The organism is Bradyrhizobium sp. USDA 3311 (assembly GCF_054062495.1).
Genome location: NZ_JBSSFI010000001.1, coordinates 4114577 through 4135140, shown reverse-complemented (window position 1 = coordinate 4135140; position 20564 = coordinate 4114577). Strand labels below are relative to the sequence as shown.

The 20564-nt window shown below is 57.6% G+C and carries 14 protein-coding genes and 2 pseudogenes; 6 read left to right on the top strand and 10 right to left on the bottom strand.

The features are described 5' to 3' along the window. The first annotated feature begins 43 nt into the window (after positions 1 to 43). Positions 44 to 823: a class I SAM-dependent methyltransferase gene (locus ACVWW6_RS19545; protein ID WP_456681273.1), complete on the top strand. Its 780-nt coding sequence runs from the start codon at positions 44 to 46 to the stop codon at positions 821 to 823. A 75-nt stretch (positions 824 to 898) separates the two neighbouring features. Here ACVWW6_RS19545 and ACVWW6_RS19540 read toward each other — a convergent pair. The 3 genes and pseudogenes from ACVWW6_RS19540 to ACVWW6_RS19530 all read right to left on the bottom strand — a co-directional run. Further along, positions 899 to 1049: pseudogene (locus ACVWW6_RS19540) on the bottom strand (carbamoyltransferase C-terminal domain-containing protein); the annotation flags it as partial. A 115-nt stretch (positions 1050 to 1164) separates the two neighbouring features. After that, positions 1165 to 2571 carry an O-antigen ligase family protein gene (locus ACVWW6_RS19535; RefSeq protein WP_456681272.1) on the bottom strand — a complete coding sequence of 469 codons (1407 nt, stop codon included), beginning with the start codon at positions 2569 to 2571 and terminating at the stop codon, positions 1165 to 1167. 220 nt (positions 2572 to 2791) lie between these two features. After that, positions 2792 to 3949: a glycosyltransferase family 4 protein gene (locus ACVWW6_RS19530; RefSeq protein WP_304548114.1), complete on the bottom strand. Its 1158-nt coding sequence runs from the start codon at positions 3947 to 3949 to the stop codon at positions 2792 to 2794. A gap of 243 nt (positions 3950 to 4192) precedes the next feature. Between ACVWW6_RS19530 and ACVWW6_RS19525 the strand changes: the two genes are divergently transcribed. Beyond that, on the top strand, positions 4193 to 5152 hold the full coding sequence (locus tag ACVWW6_RS19525; RefSeq protein WP_304548115.1) for a hypothetical protein: 960 nt from the start codon (positions 4193 to 4195) through the stop codon (positions 5150 to 5152). Between the two features lie 346 nt (positions 5153 to 5498). On the opposite strand, the gene asnB is transcribed toward ACVWW6_RS19525, so the two are convergent. The 4 genes from asnB to ACVWW6_RS19505 all read right to left on the bottom strand — a co-directional run bounded on the left by asnB (position 5499) and on the right by ACVWW6_RS19505 (position 10596). Then, the gene (gene asnB / locus ACVWW6_RS19520) at positions 5499 to 7475 is read right to left on the bottom strand and encodes an asparagine synthase (glutamine-hydrolyzing) (RefSeq protein WP_304548116.1); all 1977 of its coding nucleotides are present in this window, start codon (positions 7473 to 7475) and stop codon (positions 5499 to 5501) included. A gap of 293 nt (positions 7476 to 7768) precedes the next feature. Further along, positions 7769 to 8512, bottom strand: coding sequence for an FkbM family methyltransferase (locus tag ACVWW6_RS19515; protein WP_271551155.1), 744 nt, complete (start codon positions 8510 to 8512; stop codon positions 7769 to 7771). Positions 8513 to 8677: 165 nt separating this feature from the next. Continuing rightward, a complete protein-coding gene (murJ, locus tag ACVWW6_RS19510) occupies positions 8678 to 10297 on the bottom strand; it encodes a murein biosynthesis integral membrane protein MurJ (protein ID WP_456681271.1) in 1620 nt (539 codons plus the stop codon). After that, entirely contained in the window at positions 10294 to 10596 is a 303-nt protein-coding gene (locus tag ACVWW6_RS19505; RefSeq protein ID WP_456681270.1) for a hypothetical protein, read from the bottom strand. Before ACVWW6_RS19505 ends, murJ begins: the two co-directional genes overlap by 4 nt. A gap of 392 nt (positions 10597 to 10988) precedes the next feature. Between ACVWW6_RS19505 and ACVWW6_RS19500 the strand changes: the two are divergent. Together ACVWW6_RS19500 and ACVWW6_RS19495 are read left to right on the top strand one after the other, a co-directional pair. Further along, positions 10989 to 11474, top strand: a pseudogene (locus tag ACVWW6_RS19500) (transposase); the annotation flags it as partial. A gap of 450 nt (positions 11475 to 11924) precedes the next feature. Further along, a complete protein-coding gene (locus ACVWW6_RS19495) occupies positions 11925 to 12911 on the top strand; it encodes a heparin lyase I family protein (RefSeq protein WP_456681269.1) in 987 nt (328 codons plus the stop codon). 67 nt (positions 12912 to 12978) lie between these two features. Here ACVWW6_RS19495 and ACVWW6_RS19490 read toward each other — a convergent pair whose 3' ends face one another. The 3 genes from ACVWW6_RS19490 to ACVWW6_RS19480 all read right to left on the bottom strand — a co-directional run bounded on the left by ACVWW6_RS19490 (position 12979) and on the right by ACVWW6_RS19480 (position 17655). Beyond that, positions 12979 to 14241: a glycosyltransferase family 4 protein gene (locus ACVWW6_RS19490; RefSeq protein WP_456681268.1), complete on the bottom strand. Its 1263-nt coding sequence runs from the start codon at positions 14239 to 14241 to the stop codon at positions 12979 to 12981. Further along, entirely contained in the window at positions 14222 to 15484 is a 1263-nt protein-coding gene (locus ACVWW6_RS19485) for a nucleotide sugar dehydrogenase (RefSeq protein WP_456681267.1), read from the bottom strand. The genes ACVWW6_RS19490 and ACVWW6_RS19485 overlap by 20 nt, the downstream gene beginning before the upstream one ends. 419 nt (positions 15485 to 15903) lie before the next feature. After that, entirely contained in the window at positions 15904 to 17655 is a 1752-nt protein-coding gene (locus tag ACVWW6_RS19480; protein ID WP_456681266.1) for a hypothetical protein, read from the bottom strand. Between the two features lie 1133 nt (positions 17656 to 18788). Here ACVWW6_RS19480 and ACVWW6_RS19475 point away from each other — a divergent pair. Together ACVWW6_RS19475 and ACVWW6_RS19470 are read left to right on the top strand one after the other, a co-directional pair. Further along, positions 18789 to 19913 carry a Gfo/Idh/MocA family protein gene (locus tag ACVWW6_RS19475; RefSeq protein ID WP_271551170.1) on the top strand — a complete coding sequence of 375 codons (1125 nt, stop codon included), beginning with the start codon at positions 18789 to 18791 and terminating at the stop codon, positions 19911 to 19913. Continuing rightward, a complete protein-coding gene (locus ACVWW6_RS19470) occupies positions 19906 to 20559 on the top strand; it encodes a sugar transferase (RefSeq protein ID WP_246740550.1) in 654 nt (217 codons plus the stop codon). The genes ACVWW6_RS19475 and ACVWW6_RS19470 overlap by 8 nt, the downstream gene beginning before the upstream one ends. Positions 20560 to 20564: the final 5 nt, after the last annotated feature.

Here is a 20564-nt window from a genome sequence, read left to right as displayed (position 1 = left end):
CCTGCCGGACGGGAAGTCAGCCAGCGCCAAGGGAGCCAAGTGGATGAAAGCACGTACCCGGATTCCGCTGACGAACAGTTGGAGTCACGCGATGCAGGTGATGTCCCACGAGATTCGCTCGATCAAGGATCCTGGCAAGCGTCTTGAGATCCTCGAGGCTGGTTGCGGTCCGAGGTGGCATCTCGATATCGGCGATGATGGCCATGTACTGACCGGCGTCGACCTCGATCCCGAAGCCCTTCGCATCCGGCGCGACGAAACGAAGGACCTCCACGAAGCCATCGTCGGGGACCTGCGCACGACGGATTTCGGTCATCGAACCTTCGACGTCATCTTCAGCTCCTTCGTCCTGGAGCATATACCGGGGGCGCAACAGGTCCTGGAGAACTTCAACAGATGGCTGAAGCCGGGCGGGCTGATCATCATCATGATCCCCGACCCCTATTCGGCGTACGGTTTCACCGCCAGGATGACGCCGCACTGGGTTCACCTGCTCTACTACCGTCTAATTCGCGGACAGAAGAACGCCGGCAAGCCAGGCTTCGGCCCCTACCCGGTCATCTACGACAAGGCGGTGTCGCGCGAAGGCATTCGTGCGTTCTGCGAAGAGAACGGACTGGTCTTGACCGCCGAATATGGGATGCTTAGCGACCCGCTCAAGAGCAACTTTAAGCAGCAACTGGTGAAAGCGTACACGAGGACGCTTCAGGTCCTGTCCCTGGGCCGCCTGAGCTCCGAATACAACGACGTCATCTTTATCATCCGCAAACCGGCTCTCCCCTCGAGGGCAGACCTGCAGGTCAGCGCTGCCCTTCCCGTCTGATACGCGGGTTCCCCGAGATCGACTCGAACATTGTCGCCGCTTGTCCTTCAGGACGTCGGCGACGATCAGCATTTAGGGACTGTCGGAGTCGAGCTCGAACCAGTGCCGCGACGCCCTCCCGTAACACCGCGGGCGCGAAGGGCCGAAAGCCCCCGCGCTATTTGACCTTCAAATTGAGGTTCTTCTGCATGGTCGGTGCGCGGCGATCGCCGAGGATCGAGCGCGACCGCGAGCTGGTCGGCAAGCGCTTTTGCGGTGGTCTGGATACCAGCATCTTCGGGCGGCACGTCAAATCGCGCGCCCACTGGAAGAAACACAGCGGATCGTTGTTACGGCAGCCACTAGGTATCGGTAACGGCTCGGCGCAATGGGTCGTCTGCAAGCCTATCATTCGCGTGGGCCGGTCGGCTCGCGAGATACCGCAACCGCGTCACGTTGATCATCATCGCAATGATCGGAAATGCATACATGTTTTCAATTGTTGGAAGGATGTCACGCCCGGTCGTCATACTAATTCCACAACCAAAGATGCTCGCGAACAGAGCCCAATATAGATCACTATTCAGCCTTCGCCCAACTCGCCAGGCGGTAGCTATTCCAACAAAAAGGAAAACTAGAAGCACACCGGTTAAAATCACCCCGCAATCAAGAAAGAATTCGATAATTGCATTATGCGCTACGGTGACCTGTATCAGGGTTCCTGTGTCCCAAAGTTGGCTCGTACCTATTCCGTAGCGACCAGCGCCAAACAGGAACAGACCGATATCACTCGTCCATTCCTCTAGCAGCGGACGCCAAACGTAATCAACTCGGCCCGTCAGCAGCGCATCTGCCGAGAAGCCGGAACTGCCGCCAAACCCGATCGAAAGAAGAGCGTCAACGGTTGGTCCGATCCACACCAACGATGTGACGCCAACCGCTGCAGCACCAAGAACTAAAATGACAAAGCTGCGCCGCAGGATCAGAAACAGGGAACACGAAGCCGCTACTGTGACTAGCGCAGTTCGTGACTCGAGGAGAAGAACCGCCAAAAGCGATAGACACAGGGGGGCGATCCAGAGACCGCCGCGCGTAAGAGCTCGATAGAGCAACAACGGCACCGTAGAAATGAACATGCTTCCAATCACATTATAATGTGATCCGAAATACGCTATGCACAACTGGGCCATTTCGTCCCGGTCGCTATCAGTCATTCCGCTCGCGTGAGGTGAAAGCAGAACGGACGGATTCATCAGCACAAGCGCGATAAACGAGATTGATAGCAATAGTATCGAAAGGCAGATTGCCGTCGTGATTTTCTCGAGCTCCTGAAAGGAGCACATACGCTTAAGGATAAACAGGAAGGATAGCGTGTAAAAGCTCGGCACAATGCAAGCCGATAGTACAAAGTCGACGTAGGACTCTGGAAATGACTCAGGGAAGCGACTATGCAGAAGCGGCGCGTTTGGCACTGATCGAATGAGAGCTATGGCAAACGTTGCGAAGTACAGGAGAAAAATTCTGATCGATGTTCGTTCGATTTTGTCGGTCGCGTGTAGGGGCGCAGTGTCGAACACCAGATAAGCCAAGACTACTGCTGATAATAGGTTGAAGGGCTTGAGCCCTTGGACGCCGAATAGATTGTCCGTCATAAATGGTACGCGCTGCAAAGGCCACACGAACACAAACAGCAGAAAGAAGAACGTTCCAGCTTGCGCGACCGAATACGGCAACGTGAGATAATCAGGCGCTCGGCCGTTATGGCTCAAGGATGCACTCATTGTGGACCTGCGGATCTCACCGTCCCATGAACTCCCGACATCTCGTCTCGCCGTGCGGAGCCATCGTCTTGTCTTCCCGTGCGCATTGTTGTCCTAGTCGGAGCATCACGGCGGCAATACGCTGTTCTCAAAGTCGGCTAGCGTGCTGACGAGGCTTCTTCGTTGCTCATGAGGACATTTCGTTCAAATGGCGTCCACTTCGAGTGAGTCAATTCAAAGTGGTTGCCCCGGAGCGTTTTGACTTAGCGACAAGGGGCGTCAAGGCCGCAATTAACTCGCGAGCTTTTGCGGTCGGAGAGTGATTGGCCTTAACATAGATCTGACATCGTCGAGCGACCGCGTCGTATTCATTCGCGTCCATGTCCCAGAATGCCTTCACGGATTTAGAAAGTGCCAACTCGTCCTCAGCCGATGCACCGAGGGCATGACGCACGACGATCGAGTCCGGATCGACTTGCCGGCGCGTCACGACAGGTGTGCCCACGGCGAGAGCCTCCAGGAGCGCGTTCGAGAAGCCCTCGAAATCCGATGTGCACAGAAGCATCGTCGCTTCTGCTAGAAATTGTCGAACGTCTGCCCGCCGGACATGGCCGACCAGCTCCACGTTTGGCAGATGGCGCAGGCCATTCACGGCTTCCAGTGTCGGTTGATCGACATGTCGCTCAGGCAGCCCCGCCACGCGGAACTTGACGGCCGGAAATTCCTGGGCGATTCGAAGCAGCAATGGCAAGTTCTTTCCATAGCGGAAGACACCAAGCCAGGCGACATATCTGCGTTCTGCGCGCGGCAAAGGAGCGGGCGCGTCCTCTGCTACGACAACGGCATTCTGAATGACGTGTATGGGCTTGCCCGGAAAAAGAGCTGCCAACTTTTCGCGTTGATACTCGTTTTGACAGAGGAATGCGGCCGTTCGATGCCGAGCCCAAGAATAGGCTAGCCATTCATAAGATCGAAGACCGTCTTTGCATCGTTCGTCGACGTGTATGTCGTTGACGATGCGATGAACAAACGGAATCCCTAGTTGGCCGGCGACGAAAGCCATGATGGCGGTATGGACAGCACTTGCGCCCTGGATCATGATATCTGGATGATAGGCGCGGGCGGCTGCCAATATTTTTGGGATATATGAGTAGAAATACTTCGCAACCCGCACCCCACGCGCGGGATCATAGGTTTCAATAAGTTTGATTTGCTGGCCCGACCCTACATGGGCCAAAGCGCCCTTCCAGGTAAGGAGAGCGGCTTCGTGACCGGCATTTTCAAGCGCGCGAAGCCATATTGACAGCTGGACGGCCCAGCCGCCGATCGGATAGTTATCATCCTTCAATAGATAGGGAATGGAAAAATCTATCGAGAGAATTCGCACCTGCGCACATCCTTGAAAAGAGCTCCCTAATGAGAGGACGTCAGCGCACGACGTCCAAACTCACACCCTGCAGCATAATCTCTTGAACGAGTCCGCGGCTCGACCCTTTCGGATTACCCATTCTCGGTCACAGGAGAAGACGAGACCAGCCCGGTCGGGCAATGGTATAGACGCCCATACCGTGATTTCGTGCACCAAACGCTACCGTGATTTTGCACGCCACAAATGTTTGGAGGGCAGAGGATGCTCAAACACGGCATTTGCACGCTCGAACAACTTGATCGCTCCGAGCTGGGACGTTTTGCGGAGACGCGACGCTTTTTCCACCGGCTTTGCGATATTGCGCTTTACGAAGCACTGGCACGCCGTGGCGGGTCGGGCGATGAGGCTCTGCAGGCGGCAGTGCTGAACCTATTTCCTATTACCAATGGCGCTTACAAGCGCACCAGCCGCGAGCGCTTTGGTACATTTGACCGCGAGGTGCTAAGTATATTGGCGCGGCTTTTCTCCTCAAATGCACCGCTGAGCGTCCACGATGTTGCCGTGTCCGATGGGCGGACTGCCTGTGACTTCTATCGTGTCCTGTCGGCGCATTTCAGCGAGCTCGAGTTCCTGGCAAGCGATCTCTGCCTGCGCGTCACCAGACTTTCTTTTCCCAAGGTGCGGCTAAGTGTCGTGGTCGACGAGAACGACGTCCCACTGCAGCTCGTACGGCCGCCATTTGTACTAAATTTGGCGCGGACAGAAAGTTGGCTCTACCCTGTCAATCACTTGTTGCGGATGTTTTGGCGGCCTCGGGCCATGGCTGCGCTTGAAGCTGCGCGCGCAGGTGATGGAGCCGTGATCCGGGACCATATCCTGCTCTTGTGCAGCGAGGCGCGAAAATATCTCGATAGCCGCGCCAACTTTCATATCAAGAACTATGATATCTTTTCGCCGCCGGCCGGCCGCTATCACGTGGTGCGGGCCATGAATGTTCTCAATCCGAGCTACTTCTCACCGGCCCAGCTTACTCACGCAATATCTAATTTGCGGGACGCGCTGCATGAAGGCGGTGTGCTGGTGCTCGGCTCCAATGGCGAAGCGGGCTCGACGGTGCATGGCGGTGCTTACCAACGGCGCAATAATCAGCTGGTAGAGATCTGGAGCTGTGGCGGCGGCCCGCCCATCTCCTCGATGCTCTCTCGCGATCGACCGACCTAGCGCTGATCAACGCCACACTGCGGAATATTGTTCGATAATTCGGCACGGATCCCATGATCGCTGGAACCGCCATCGCGGTTGGGCGTTCGCTGGCGGAAATCATTGAACAAGCAGCATACCGAGACTGCCATGACGGAGTTGGTACGTATCGCCGCGCAAACGCCAACCGAACTGCGTCTCCTCGAGCGTCTTGGCAAACAGACGCACCCCGCCGTCCTCCCAAACCGCGTTTGATAGATCCGCTCTTCGAACGGACCACACAGGACGCCAACATCAAGAGCGCTCGTGTAAGGTCGCACGCCTGCTGGAGTCCGGTAGAAACGATGAAGGTGTCATCGCCATATCTTCAATTCAAAAGCGATGCTAAGCGTCTTGTTCCGGTGTCCGCCACCGAAGCATCGCCCCACCGACGATGCCACGCCTGAAACATCAGAATATTCCAGATGAGGAAATCTCGCTCACTATCTCCGCTCAAGAATTCGGCCCAAAGCGAGCGAATGGCCTCGACGTAAAACACATCACCGGCCCCCAGGCTAGTTTCGCTCATCAGGTCTTCCGCCCAATCCCGTAACGGACCGCGCAACCAATCTGCGAGCGGAACCCCGAACCCCATTTTGGGGCGCTCGACCAACTTATCGGGCACATGGCGGGCAAGAACACGCCGGAGCAAGTGTTTGGGGCGCCGGGCACGCGCGTTCTGAGACGACGGAAGCCTCCAGACCCATTCAACCACGCGATGGTCGAGGAGCGGAACACGCACCTCAAGCGCGACAGCCATAGAAGCTCGATCAACCTTAGTCAGTATGTCATCGGGCAAGTACGTGCACATATCCAGGTAGCGCATACGGTCCACCGGATCTGGCAAGAGGACCTCGAGGTCTTGATCCCAGCAGGCCGTCCGGACCTCTTGTGATCCTTTTACAAGTTTGTCTTGGTTCTGTGAGAACACTTCATAGTACACGGAACCGATCGATGACATTGAGAGGATTTGCGCCAACCGATGGGCCTTTTTGCCAACACGCGGCACGCGCCAAAAGTACGGTGCATGGCGCGCGATGCTGTCGTAAGTGCTAGGCGGCACGGCGCAAATGCTTGAAGACACGAGGCGGCGGAGCGCGAGCGGAATCTTCGCACGCGATCGCCAAACGTCCGCCGTCGATTGATACCGGCCGTACCCGGAAAACAATTCGTCTCCACCATCTCCCGACAGAGCCACCGTGACACGTTTTCGCGTCAACGCGGAAACAATATGGGTCGGGATCTGGGAGGGGTCGGCGAATGGCTCATCATACATCTCGGCCAACTTCGGCACCACATCGAGAGCGTCAGCGCCGCTAACGGGAAAGGTCGTATGGTCGGTCCCAAGATGTCGCGCAACAGCCTCAGCGTGTTTCGCTTCGTCGAATGCCGGGTTCTCAAAGCTGATCGTAAACGTCCTGACTGGTCTTAGAGAAGCTTTCTGCATCAGTGCGACGACAGTTGATGAGTCGTAGCCGCCTGACAGAAAGGCGCCAAGCGGAACATCCGCTATCATGCGGCGTGATACTGCATCGTGCAGCAACGCCTCGAGCTCATCGACCAGTCCCTCTTCGTCGGCTCGCAGCGTGCTACGCTGCCCCTGCGAAACAACATCGGCCAGATCCCAGTACGCGCCCACTTCGGGACCGCCGCCCCTTGGAATTTTGACGAAGCCGGCGGGCGGCAGTTTGTAGACACCTTCATAGATCGTGAATGGACCTGGCACATAACCCTGCCGAAGAAAGGCGGCGATCGCTCCACGATTGAGACTCGGCTTCCAACCGGGATGGGCGCGCAGCGCCTTCAATTCCGATCCGAACAAAACTAATCCGTCAAAAATCGCCCAATAGAGCGGCTTTTCGCCCATTCGATCACGAGCTAGGAACAGTTGACGCTCACCGGCGTCCCACGCTGCGATCGCGAACATCCCGTTCAAGCGCGCGATGGTCGATTTGACGCCCCATTGGGCGAATCCTTCGACAACAACTTCTGTATCTGAATGCCCACGAAACTGAACTCCGCAACGATCCAATTCGGCCTTCAGTTCTCGGAAATTGTATATTTCACCGTTGAACGTAATTGTATAACGGCCGTTGGCCGAGACCATTGGTTGATGTCCCAGCGAGGACAAGTCGATAATTGCCAGGCGACGCTGCCCGAAGGCAATGCCGGCTTGCTCGCTCAACCACACTCCGCTGTCGTCCGGCCCGCGATGACTCAAGGTTTGCGTCATTGCAGACGCCCGCCTTTTCAGATCTTGCAGGGTGCAACCATCGCGCTCCCAAATACCGGAAATTCCGCACATGCTTGAAAGGAGCTCCCCCTGATGAGCGCGGACGTCAACGCACGGCATCCAAACTCAGATCCTAGCAGTTTAGTATTTTGAACCGGTCCGCGGCTTGACCCTTTCGGACTACCCATTCTCGATCGCAGGAGACGCCCAGACCCGCAGATCGCGAAACCAGACGCCCAAAGCCCCAGTCAAGCCGGGTGAGCGGTTCGGCAAGTTCACTAGATAGGTTGCTGTCACGCGTCGCCATCCCAATAGAGCTGAATGACGTCCTCCTCTTCGCTGATGGCAAGATGAGGTCTGAATCCCTACACACGCCAAGCATAGAGCCAGACGAGATATTTGGCGCTCGGTGCTGACAAAAACGGGGTGGGCATGGGTGGCCCTGGCAGATCTTCACACACCGTCGCGTCTCTAACCGTGATGCGGAAGCCCGCTCGCGAAAGCGCCGTCCACAGTTCCGCAACCTGGTCTTGCACAGCAGGATTGCCGTGCAGTTCGCATGCAACATACTTGACCATCCTCATTTTGCCTGTGGCGCACAGGTCTTTGAGCACGCCAAATTCGCTGCCCTCAATATCGACCTTGAGATAATCCACCGGCTCGGTAATCAGGTCACTTAAACGCACCGCGTCCACCAGCACCCCTGCCCCATTGCCGACATGGCCGCCCAGCGATCCCTCAGGCACAAACGATACCTTGCCAGCGGCATCGCTGACGGCGGCGCGAACCACCGTGACCGAGGTGAGGCCCAGCGCGCGTACATTCTCTTCCAGAAGGTCAGCGGTCTGCGGGTCGGCCTCAAAGACGGTGATGCGGGCACGCGGATAGCGCTGCTTGAACCAGATCACACTCATGCCAATGTTTCCGCCGCAATCAAGGATCACGGGCGCGTCGCCTAATCCGGCGACCTCATAGCCGCGGTCCAGAAAAATCTCACGATAGAGCGACAGCATCACCCCGGCGTCCATATAGCGCACCGGCCCGAAGGGAAAGCGAAACGCGCCGGGGACGCGGCGAGGGTTGTGTTCGCCCAACCAGAAGAGGCGCATGCAGGTCCACGAGCGTGTTCGTCTGATGACATGGACCATACCACGCGCCTGCCTGACCAGGTCTGCAAAGCTAAGGGTTCTGGGTGGGGAGCTAGCCGCTTGTACACTCATGGAAATTCTTCCTTGCTCGCGAGGGACGCAAACATCGATACGCTCATCTGCGGTCTATGCGGGTTTTGCCCGCACGCAGCCCCAGGGTAGCCGACTGGACAGCATGGCCCAGAGCTCGCCGACCTCTGGCACGCGCAAGGCCAGCAGCAGCGCAGCATAGATCACCAGGCCCGCGGCGCTCGGCAAGGCGATCTGTGCCAGCAGCGGCAGCGCGGCCACCTGGGGCAGCATCGCCAACAGCGCGCATGTCAGCCACAGGAAAGCTGCCGCCACCGCGGTTTTGGTCAGCGAAAGGCCTAGCTGCGGCAGGCGCAGCCCTTGCAGCCGTCTGTTGAGAATGAGCAGCAGCGTCAGCGCGCCAATCAGATAAGTCAGCGTGGTAGAGAACGCTATGCCTGCTACGCCCCAGATTTGCATCAGCAGATAGTCGAGGACGGCGTTGAGCACCAGCGAAAGCACGGCAACGTTGCGCAGCGTACGATTGTCTTGCAGGGCGTTATAGATCCGTCCGTTGATAAAGCCGTAGGTCACGATGAATATATTCGGCGCGAGAAACATCACGGCGGTCGCCACCACATCGGTGGCCTGCGCGCTAAAGTTGCCATGGTGATAGAAACCCTCCACCACCGGGCGCGACAACGAACTCAGCAGCGCGCCGGCGGGCAAGAGGATGATTGCGGAAAAAATGACCGCTTGGCGGAAGGTGGTGGTTAAGAGCGAAAATTCGCGGCGGGCCACATGCAACGCGAAGATCGGCAAAAGCGCCGTGGAGAGCGCCGTAGAAAAGATCCCCGAGGGCATCTCCACCAGCTTGATCGCGTAGCTGAGCGAGGCGATGCTGCCCGGCGGCAGGAGCGAAGACATAAACTGATCGACCAGATTGTTGCCGTTGACCAGCAGCGCCCCTATCAGCGCGGGCGTGGAAAGCGCGGCGATGCGCTGAATGCCCGGATGCCGCCAGGAAAAATCGAAATGAAAGCGCAGACCCATGCGCAGATAGGCAACAACGACCAGCAAGAGATTCAGCGAATAACCCACAATCGTGGCCCAGCCCAGGGCGTAAATGCCCCAGGAACGCGCAAACAGCAAAAACGCGATGGTGCTCAGGGTAATCGTGACGGGAGCCAGCGATGGCACAGCAAACCGCCCATAGGCATTCAAAACGGAGCCGACCAGCGTCACCAGCACTTGCAACAAGAGCACGGGCACCAAGAAGCGCAGGAGGATGACCGCCAGCGCCTGCGTGGGGGCATCCATCTGCCGGGCGAAGACCGTCACCACTAGCGGCGCGCCCGCGACCAGCGCCGCCGTCACCACCAGCGCAATCAGCGTGCCCAGCGTCATCGCTGCCCAGAGCAGGCGCATGGACTCCGCCTCGCCTTTGTTTTCGCGGTAGTCCACAAAGACCGGAATCAATGCCGCGCCTACCGCCGCGGTCAGGATGCCAGAAATGGTTGTGGGAACGATCAGCGCCACCGTATAGGCGTCCATGGTGGGGCCAGCGCCAAAGGCCGAGGCCGTGAGCACCTGGCTGACGATGCCGAGCAGCCGGCCGGCAACGGTGACATAGAAGACGACCGAGATGGCGCGGCCAACGTGAATCACGGTCCCCCGGCTTTTGAGCGAGCCATCGCGCGGGGGAGCCTTTTCCTCGAGATTTGTGGATATACTCATGCCCAAATTGTCTCATAAAGCTCTTGTGCTGCAACGGGCTCGCGTGCGCGCGAGGTCACGACGTTGGACAGAAGCGCATTGCCAAGAGGCTGGCCGGTCAACGTACCGATAGCCATGACCGCTGATGCAATCGAGATGAGCGCAAAGGACGAGTTCGGAAAATTCGCTGCCGCGCCCCATTGACCGGCCTGCGCGCGCAAGGCGAAAATGCCGCTGGCCATCACAAAGGGCAGCGAATGCTTCAATTGCATGCGGGCCAATTGGGTGTCGACTCCGAGACCTCCGCTCGCGCGCCTCATGCGTGCGGCCTCCTCCAGCAAGGCCTTCGTACTTCCTGCGTAGTAGTGCAATGGAACCGTGCAGCGAACGCGCTGACGATCGCATCTCCACAGGTCGTGCCTGATACCGCGGGATTCCGACATGGGCCTTGCTGCGTAATTGGTCCGGTCACCGACATCGAAGAGGCGACGATAAATCAGTCGCACCAAAGAAAAGCTGTGGCTGTCTGCTCGACGCGCGTCATCTCTTCCCCCGGGCGAAGTCAAAGGTTCGTAGCCGATCAAGAACGAGCATAGCCAAATGCATATCAGGTGTTCAGCAGTCCCGAAGCCGTTTTGGCGGATAAGAAGCGGTTTTGGCGGATAATTGGGGTTACCTACGAGGTGTGGTCTGAGCCCCGCAAACTGCACCCATGATGCCGAGCCGTTTCACGGAAGAGCAGATGATCGGGATTTCTCCGGAGCAGGACGCGGGTGCGACGACCGCCGATATCTGCCGCAAGCACGGGATCTCGAGCGCGACGTTCTACAAATGGAAGGGAGGCCAAGTACGGCGGGCTGGAGGTTTCCGACGCCAAGCGGCTGCAGGCGCTTGAGGACGATAACGCGGAGCTGAAGAAGCTGCTGGCGCAAGCTCTACGCTCGACATGACCTCGCTGAAGGATGCGGCTGAAAAGATGCTGACGCCCGCCGCAGCGCGAGAGGCCGTCGCTCATTTTCCCAGCAGTTCGATGTAAGCGAACGGCGGGCGTGTGGGTCACCGGCGCGGATCGAAGCTCGGTTCGCTACCGTGCTAACAACCTGGTGATAAGGCTGTGCGGAATTGGTTGCGCGAGCTTGCAGCGGTTCGCCGTCGCTTCGGCTATCGCCGCCTGTTCGTGCTGATGCGCCATGAGGGACTTGTCATGAACCACAGCAGTTCCGTCTCTATCGCGAGGAACACCCGGAGCGGACAGCCTGGGCCTCTGTCCGAAGCCAGGGTGTGAACCGCTGCGCCAGGAGCGAGGATCGTCATGTCGCCATTGCTCCAGGCCGAGACGCTGTTCGCGCCGAACCGTCCGGTCATCAGCTTCGGATCCGGCCACGAGGCGTGATGCTCGGTGCGCACCGTGTTGCCTCGCATTCTGCACATCGCCATACAATTCGTGATGCATTCCTCGGGGGCTCATGCCTGCGGTAGTCCTTATTTTCCTTCGATTGGATCAGTCGAAAATTGTATCGTGATTTGAATGAGTTCCTTTCACGCGGGACCAAGCATTTATACGGCAGTAGGCTGACCGACTTTCACGACAGAGCGTTGCTGTATTCTTGCTCAGACTACAAGTCGCCTACAGACAAGCGGGATAGCAATGACAATAACGATACCCCTTATCCTTGCGCTGGCAGGCAGCATCGCGAACATCTCTGATGGATCGACATCCCTCGATACGAGGATAGCAGACGCAGGTGGTTCGTGGAATCTGCAGGCCGAGAGCCTGTTCGACGATACTCACAGCTCTACCGCCACACACAGCGATATCGCCGGCGATACGAGCGCTCCATCGCAGCCTGTAAATAGACCAACTGCTCCATCGATTACGTCGTTTTCGGCTAAGTCGCAGACCCGATTTCTTATTGGTGGCGACGTCTACCACATTGAGACGGCGGGTAAGAGCTATAGTATAACCAGCCCCGATCCGCAGACCCTGCGGTTCGAGGTCCAGAAGGGCGACAATTGGGCAGCGGGTGGTGATGGCTCAAACTGTGATCGCTCTGAAATTCAAAATGAGTCGATGGGCGTCCCGACCAGCTGGGGTGCAGTGATCCCGCCCGGTGCTCCGATTGGCATGGACTATCAGTTCATGGTGGAGGCCAATGGGCCCAATGGGTCATTTGTAAATACTCAAAACAGATCAAACGGCTGGTTTGTCGTCGGTCAAATGCACAATGACGACATTGCGAGCGGCGTGGGGACCTCACCGCCGTTCGCGGTCCAGATGGACGGCGACCGTCTGCAAATCGTCGCCCGCTATGTTCCGCCCGGTGGGAATCCCAGCAATTCCTCATCCGCTCTCCATATGCTGACGCTCTGGACCGACCCGAATCCGATTCAGACTGGCGTCTACAACGACATTCGCGTTCGAGCCAATTTTTCCAACAGCGGCAGCGGGTACCTGGACGTCTGGATCAACGCCAAACAGGTTGTGAACTACCAGGGTCCGCTGGGTTATGGGCAAGGCACCTATTGGGAATACGGCATCTATCGCTCGACGGCGCGCGAGACGAGTGCCGTCCGTTACCGAAATTTGATGTTAACAATCGAATCGTCAACGCCTGTCTCGTCACGACGACCCTGACTGACGGTGTGTAGCCTCGCTGCGCGAGTATCATCGAAGGCTGGCTGAGATGCGAAGAGAATAGGTCCTATTCGCATTTCCCCCTAAGTTTGAATACCTTTTCATAAGCACCCAAAAGCTTTGTCGACTCGTGGTGCCAAGCGAGTTCGTCGTGGATCCTTTTCTGACCGAATGCACCCATGGCATCGCGTCGCACCGGATCATCTACAAGTTCCAGTATCCTGTCGCCGAACTCCGCGGTATCCGCATTCTGTACATATAAAGATGCCTCTCCAGCCGAAAAACGGCCCTCGGTCAGGTCAAATTGCACAATAGCCTTACCCAGCGCCATATACTCCATGATCTTGTGCATCGTTGATTTGTCGTTCATCGAGCTAGGGCGGTCCGGATTTACGCAGACGTCTGCCGTGGAGAGTATGGTGAATAGTGTCGCATCATCGACACGACCCGTGAACGTAACCAATTCGTCCACTTCAAGGGCCATTGCAAGCTTCTTGATCTCCTCCAATTCCCGCCCACTCCCGACAATGACGAACTGGACATTGTCGCGGTTTCGTGTCCAGCGGATGTGCTTGATTGCCTCCAGTAGCAGATCGATCCCCTCCTGCCTGGCAATAACACCTACATATCCGACAAGGAATTTCCGTCCCTTCTTCCAAGCCGGGTCTGGTGGAAGTGAGCGCACGCGCGAAAAGTTCGGAGCGGAGCGCACAACGAACACCCGATCTGGCTTCATTCGCCCTCGTTCAATGGCAATGGTGCGATATGAGTGGTTGGTTGCGATCGATACGTCCGACAATGCGAATGTAATCCGCTCAAGTAGAACCATAACCCGCCAGAGAAAACCACGACGCCCGAATTTTGCCTCGTAAAGCTCCGGGTTGATATCGTGGTGATCGAAAATGAACGATTTTCCGAATAGAAACTTATGAAATGCACCAACTATGAAAATGAGATCCGGCGGATTGCACGCGTGGATCACATCAAACCCGCGCGTTGTGAGAATTTTCACACTCAGCACGAACTCCCAGAATAGTGCCGCGCTGTACTCGACGAGATAGCCCAGCACCCCACTACCTTCTACCGGCAACCAGTGGCGATAGACCGAGATTCCCTCGATAATCTCAAAGGAGGCCGTTGCGCCCGGTCCCTTCGGACAAATTACAGACACTTCATAGCCATGCCGCGATAATGTCGTGGCTTCCGACCACACTCGGCCATCGAACGGCACTGGAAGATTTTCGACGATGATAAGCACCCGGCGGCGAACCGAACCAACACTCGCTTGATCGTGGCGCGCAACGCCATCGTCACGAGAGAGTGTTGACATCAATGATCTGCCTCGCATGTAGCGCCATATGCTTCGCCCACCCTCTGGTATCGATGACGAGCTCGAACAGCTCCGACTCGGCGACCGACTTCGGGACTAGCAATTTGCGGAGCGCAGGCAAATTGGAGAATGCATAGCCAAGATTCTGCCCCAGCAATTTCGACGGTTCGACGTGCGGGTCGTATATCGACAAGCCAACGTGCAACCGGAGGAATTTGCGAGCCAAGTCGATATTGGGACTCTCGCGAAGATCGTCGCTGTCCTCCTTGAAGGCAAGCCCGAGCATGAGCACCCGCCCGCCCGCCGGAACGGCCTTCAGGCAATTCTCAAACAGGAAATTCTTGTGCTCATCATTCGATCTGAGAACCGAATCCACTAGCCAAGTATGTGCCCCGACGTCACTTGCGATGTGTTGGAGCGCGCGAACGTCTTTCGGCAGGCAGGAACCGCCGAATGCGCCACCTGGCCTCAAATAGTAGGGTGAGATGTTGAGCTTTGTATCCGAGACAAAGATCTTATGGACAGTCGTCGCGCTAATACCGAGCTTATCGCAAACGCGACCGACTTCATTGGCAAAGGCAATCTTTACTGCGTGAAACGAGTTATCGACGAACTTTGTCATCTCCGCCGCGCGATAATTCGTGTAGAAGACCGGCGCCGCGATATTTGCGTTCAACTCGTCAAGAGCCGTGCACTTTTCTCCGTCCTTCGTCCCAATCACGATCTTCGGTGGATTGAAAAAGTCATCGATCGCCACGGATTCGCGCAAGAATTCGGGGTTATAGACAACCTCGACCAGGTCCATCCTGTCTCTCAATGCGCTCTCGAAGATCGGGAGGACCAGTTCCTCGATGGTACCGGGCCGCATTGTGGAGCGAAATACGAGAGTCAACGTCGTCGCGCGGGTGGGGCCGACTAACTCCGCGATCTGATGGGAAACTTCCGCGATGAAGCTCATATTGTGAGATCCGTCCGGCGCACTGGGCGTTCCCACACAGACTATGGCCATGGTGCAACTATCGAGATGCCCGCTCGCGTCCTTCGTCGCGCTCAGCAAATTCTTCCTGACAGCGCGCTCTACAAGTTGATCGAGACCAGGCTCCGTGATTGGCGATTTACCCGCATTTACGATCGCCACCTTTTCATCGCTGACGTCGACACCGACGACTTCGTGGCCTTGCCTGGCGAGGCAAGCGGCCGTCGTCATGCCGACGTAACCAAGTCCGAACACCGCAATCTTCATCTTAATCCTTCAAGCATTCCGTTCTGCTGGAAACGCTGGCGGCTACTCATGCCTGCAAGGTCGACGTTCTGATTCAGAGACAATATGTCGATCAGCCCCCTATGACGCCTTCACGCGCCAACCACCGAAGCGCATCGTGCGTCTTTAAAGGAAGGATCCAATCATTCGGACCCGGCACCCGAGTGTATTCTTTCGTCCGGAGTGAGCTTCAACTCATCCGCGCAGAACCTCCACTTTTTTGGGCTACCTATTCTGGCTGTGACGAAGAGAAGACAGGCAGAAGAGTGGTCACGTGGCCTTGGGCGTGCCCTCGCCGAGACACTTGGCTGCGATCAACACTTGAGACCTGCCGATCTGCAAGGAGCGCCATACTGGGAGCTTCGTGCACATAATCACGCTCGTAGCGGTCTGCCTCTTGGCTATACGCCAAAACGAAAGAGGTGCCCGTAATTGTCACGAAGTTCGGATAGATACCGCCGAACCGCAACCTGAATCCGGTATGAGACCGATTCTGAATCCGGGCAAGCATCCGGCCGCTCGTGATGAACGCAGCGTATGTCCGCCGCCCTGCCGGGCGGGATATCGACGACCACTCGAACACATCCATCCCCGTATTCGTACGCGACAGCGTCCTGGTTGACTGTAACTTCTTTCAAAGAAGCGATCTGTGGTTCTTGCTTCACGACTAGGATCCGTCGCGCCATCGCCTCCCCGTTTTCGATGCGGAGTTGCTCAGCAAACATCTTTACTGTGATCGTTCCGTCGTCAGGGCGAATGCCGTAGCTGCGGCAGACGGCGTCCCCGAGGGTCCGCCAACAGAGTTTCCACCGCAAGGATGCAAGCTGTTGGAGGAACTCCGCCAGTTGGCTACCGTGGTCTCGGAAAATGTCGTGATGCCCGGCAACAAAGCACGGCTTGCCCAGGATTCCGTCAAATGCGAAGTTCTCAATGCCGTGGTGGATGTACCGCCGGGTATAAATCGAGAATCCCCCATACCGGACGATGGCGACACTCCACAGGTCTGCAAGTGTCGTTTCGTTCGACGCGTCATCGGCTGGTGCGACTTCCGTGTTCACTGCCGCGAAGAAGCCATTTCGCTTGAGAGCGGACGCTGCCTCGGGCGAGAATGCCCCTTGCGGGAAAACCATCACGTTTTCATGATCAAGCGCGGTCTCGTTGAGCAGGGATCTCATCCGACGCCTGGCGGTCTTCAGCCTTCTGTCGAGTAGGTCCGCTGAACGGGCTGAAAATTCACCACGGGTGTGATCGCAGCCGTGCACGCAGACGGACAGCTTTCCGCTGTTTCGCCGAAAGGCGGCAACAGTGTCGCGATTTGTTCGCCGCCAGTTCCATGGAATGAAGGCGACGGTCGTCGCGAACGTTTGCTTGTCGGCCAACCGCAAAAGTTCGCCAAAGTCGAGAAAGCCGTACCGTGGCCACAGAGGTGGATCATCGATGATCAGGCACGCGTTTGTTTCGGAGGTGGTCCAGCAGACGTCGCGGAACGACCACTTCAGATACATGACGACGGGCACCGCACCAGCAAAGCGCTTCTTCACATCGAAATAGGTCGCAGCGCGTTCGCAAATGTCCACCATCGCCAGTGAAGCATCGGCAAAGAAGCGCACGCCAGCATTAGCAAATCCGACGAACAGGTGCCCCTCGGGTGCCCCGAGGATGCTCTGCAATTCGCCATCATCCCGGATGACAAGCGCAGCATCCGCGGCGCCGGGCTCCAGTTGAATCTGCAGGGCCGACATTGGACCGCACATGTCTGGAAAAGTATCAGTGACGAACACGGTTGTTGGCCGCGCCTCAATGCCGTCGATCTCCGCGTCCGGGTCTCCAGTGATCTGGCGCAACAGAGCCCTGCCGCGATCCGCAGCTTGGAATCCATAGACGAACACCGAAGTAGCTGCCGCCAACCAGTCCGGAAACGTTCCGGCCTTGCAGGGCCGCAGGGCTTTGGCGAGACATGACGCGGAAGTCAGGACGGAGAACTGCGGATGACTTGCCATCAGCGAGGCTACATTGCCCTCGTTCGCTTCGCTGACTGTCAGCGCCATCCATGGGATTCCAAAAAACTCGAGGATTTCCGACAGATTGCAATCGTCGGGCGATGGAGTGTCGTCGCTGCGGAGCAAGAGCGCGATCGAAGAACCTGTGTCCATGGCGCCTCGTTCCATCCTGGACTGTCGCATCACCCTTCGCGAGACGACCATGGCGTCGCTTGAGCGGGGTCGACAAACTCCGCGATCTGACGGGAAAGCTCCACGATAAGGCTCATGTTGTGAGATCGTCCGGGGCGCTATGCGTTTGTTGGCTCACATTCTTCGTTGCGCTCAGACGCCAATGACTTCGTCGCCATCCTGGAGAGGCAGGCGGCGACTGTCATACCGACGTAGCCAAGTTCAAACATCGCACGTCTCATTGTAGTCCCTGTAGTCCCTCGCTTCCACTGCCCTTAGAGTAGCGTTCGGGCGCGCCCAGCCAGGGCAGGCAAAAGGGTTGCTGCCGACGGCTGATTGGGTACCCATTTGTGAGTACGCGGGGACAAATTGTGGTGCAAACCCATTGCCAAGCACCGCACATGCCGCACATACAGAATCGCGTTCAAACGCCAAGCCGCTGAGGAATTTCTCGCCGGTGAGACGCTCCATGCCCGTCGAAGCGCCACGATGTCTGCCGAAACCGAACGACTGATGGATGAGGGCGAGCCGGGACCGTCAAGAGAACGGAGTTGCAGCTGCTGCTTGCCACCATAACAAGTTGCCGTACTGCATGATGGAAAGTCGTGGTCCTGCCCTTCCTGCCGGTCCTCGGCGCCTCCCCTTCCGCCTATTTGCCTGCCAGGCCGGTGACGACGCCGAGGCCCTGCTCTTGATCGGCTGCTGTCAACGGCGCTTGGAATCCCACAGCGTCAGCGACCCTGCCGGTATCAATTCGCTCGCCGGAATTGCCGAGACGGACAGCGTCGTGCGCGAAGCAACGAACAAGGTCGGTCTTCAGCGCCTTTGACCCGACGCAAGCACAGCGGCCTGAATTCGAATGCTGCGGCGCGTCGGCAAAGCTCCGTGGCAATTAAGTGGGCCGATCCCGGCGCGATTCGACGCAAAAAGTAATTTGGGTCCTACCCCGCAGCTGCGTCGCCCGGCTCCGCCTTGTCAAGGCCACAGCACGCGCAAGCACGGGGGGTATTCCGACCTGTGTACCCCAAAAGAGCGTAGATCGTAACCCGTGTGCTTCAGCAGCGCGCACGCCCAATCGGCTATCTTGAATCGACACTCGCAGACAAGGAGCCAACATGGCGAATACCCGTGATCGTGAGGACGTGAAAGTTCAGATCGCGAACGGCGGCCCGTCGCTCGCGGTCATCGGTTGCGGCTACTGGGGTTCGAAACACATCCGCGTCAGCTGCGACGTACGCGATGCAAGGATGTCGATGGCTGTTGATCCGCGTCCTGACAGATTGGAATATATCCGCTCACAATACCCTTCTGTGGCTGTTTCGCGTGATATCGGCGCGGTACTGAATAACCCCTCTATAGACGGTGTCATTGTCGCCACCCCTGTAGAGACGCATTTTGAATTGGCGCGAGCGATCCTCCAGGCCGGAAAGCACGTGCTCGTCGAGAAGCCGTTGGCCATGACGAGCGCGCAATGCCGGGAGTTGAATGCGATCGCCGAAGCGCGCAAGCGCGTGCTGATGGTCGGGCACACGTTCGAGTATCACCCGGCGGTCGGTGTCATGCGCCAGATGATCCAGAGCGGCTCTCTCGGCGAGCTGTACTACATTGATTCGCGGCGCCTGAATCTCGGTCTCTACCGGCAGGACGCCAATGTCCTTTGGGACTTGGCGCCGCACGACCTCTCGATCATCTTCTGCTTGCTGGAGGAGGTGCCGCAAACCATCGGCGCCTGGGGTTGCGCGCACGTTCTGCCCAACGTCGAGGATGTTGTTTACGCCAAGATGGGCTTCAAGAGCGGCCCGACGGCCCATGTGCATGTTTCCTGGTTGGACCCGGTAAAAGTACGCCAAATCACGATCGTCGGAAGCGATGCGATGCTGGTGTTCGATGACGTGCAGCCGTCCGAGAAAGTGCGCGTATACCAGAAGCGATTTAGGCCGAGGATCGACGGCGACTCCTACGCCGACTTTCAGTCGGCCTATCATCATGGCGACGTTCATATACCCGCGATATCCAGCAGCGAACCGCTGAAACTCGAGGTACTCGACTTCGTCAATTCGATCATAACGGGGGAAAGGCCGCGCGCGGACGGACTTCACGGGCTGCGCGTTGTCGAAGCGCTCGAGGCGGCATCGGCGTGTCTACGGCTGAAGCACAAGCACAGTAGCAACGGCAACGATCACCGGATGGTTCGGCGGCGTAACATGCCGGCGGGGGGTCCAGAAATTGCCGTTGCATGAAGCCACGCGACGGAAGACAACCCCGCGGGAATTTGGCAAGCGGGCGCTCGACGTCGTGATCAGCGTTCTCGCCATCGTGTTGCTGTCCGTCGTCTTCGTGGTGGTGTGGATAGCAATCCATCTCGACAGTCCAGGACCAGCGGTGTTTCGCCAACGTCGGATCGGGCGAGACGAGAAACCGTTCAACTGCTTCAAATTCCGGACACTCCAACACAACGCCGACGAAAACATCCATCGCGAGGCGATCCGGAGGGCCTGGGCAAAGCAACCCCTGTCGAACGACCCCGCCGCCCCGTACAAGCTGACAGACGATCCTCGCGTGACGCGCGTCGGACGGTGGCTGCGGAGAACCAGCCTCGACGAGCTGCCTCAATTCCTCAACGTATTGCGGGGCGACATGAGCATCGTCGGTCCGCGGCCCGCGATTCCTTATGAACTCGAACACTTCCGCGACTGGCACCATAAGCGTCACATTGTGAGGCCCGGAATAACCGGAATTTGCCAGGTGCGCGGTCGGGGTCGTGTCAGCCCCGAAGTGATGCTCGAGATGGACGTCGACTATGCAATGAACTGGACCTTATGGACCGACCTGAAGTTGATTGCCCTGACGTTTCCCGCGGTGCTGCGGGGGCACGGGGCCCGCTGACGTTC

Excerpts from the sequence above, each read along its gene's own strand:
- ACVWW6_RS19490 (WP_456681268.1), bottom strand. The coding sequence starts at position 14,241 with ATGTCAACACTCTCTCGTGACGATGGCGTTGCGCGCCACGATCAAGCG.
- ACVWW6_RS19495 (WP_456681269.1), top strand. The coding sequence starts at position 11,925 with ATGACAATAACGATACCCCTTATCCTTGCGCTGGCAGGCAGCATCGCG.
- ACVWW6_RS19485 (WP_456681267.1), bottom strand. The coding sequence starts at position 15,484 with ATGAAGATTGCGGTGTTCGGACTTGGTTACGTCGGCATGACGACGGCC.
- ACVWW6_RS19505 (WP_456681270.1), bottom strand. The coding sequence starts at position 10,596 with ATGAGGCGCGCGAGCGGAGGTCTCGGAGTCGACACCCAATTGGCCCGC.
- ACVWW6_RS19480 (WP_456681266.1), bottom strand. The coding sequence starts at position 17,655 with ATGGACACAGGTTCTTCGATCGCGCTCTTGCTCCGCAGCGACGACACT.
- murJ (WP_456681271.1), bottom strand. The coding sequence starts at position 10,297 with ATGAGTATATCCACAAATCTCGAGGAAAAGGCTCCCCCGCGCGATGGC.
- asnB (WP_304548116.1), bottom strand. The coding sequence starts at position 7,475 with ATGTGCGGAATTTCCGGTATTTGGGAGCGCGATGGTTGCACCCTGCAA.
- ACVWW6_RS19525 (WP_304548115.1), top strand. The coding sequence starts at position 4,193 with ATGCTCAAACACGGCATTTGCACGCTCGAACAACTTGATCGCTCCGAG.
- ACVWW6_RS19475 (WP_271551170.1), top strand. The coding sequence starts at position 18,789 with ATGGCGAATACCCGTGATCGTGAGGACGTGAAAGTTCAGATCGCGAAC.
- ACVWW6_RS19515 (WP_271551155.1), bottom strand. The coding sequence starts at position 8,512 with ATGCGCCTCTTCTGGTTGGGCGAACACAACCCTCGCCGCGTCCCCGGC.
- ACVWW6_RS19545 (WP_456681273.1), top strand. The coding sequence starts at position 44 with ATGAAAGCACGTACCCGGATTCCGCTGACGAACAGTTGGAGTCACGCG.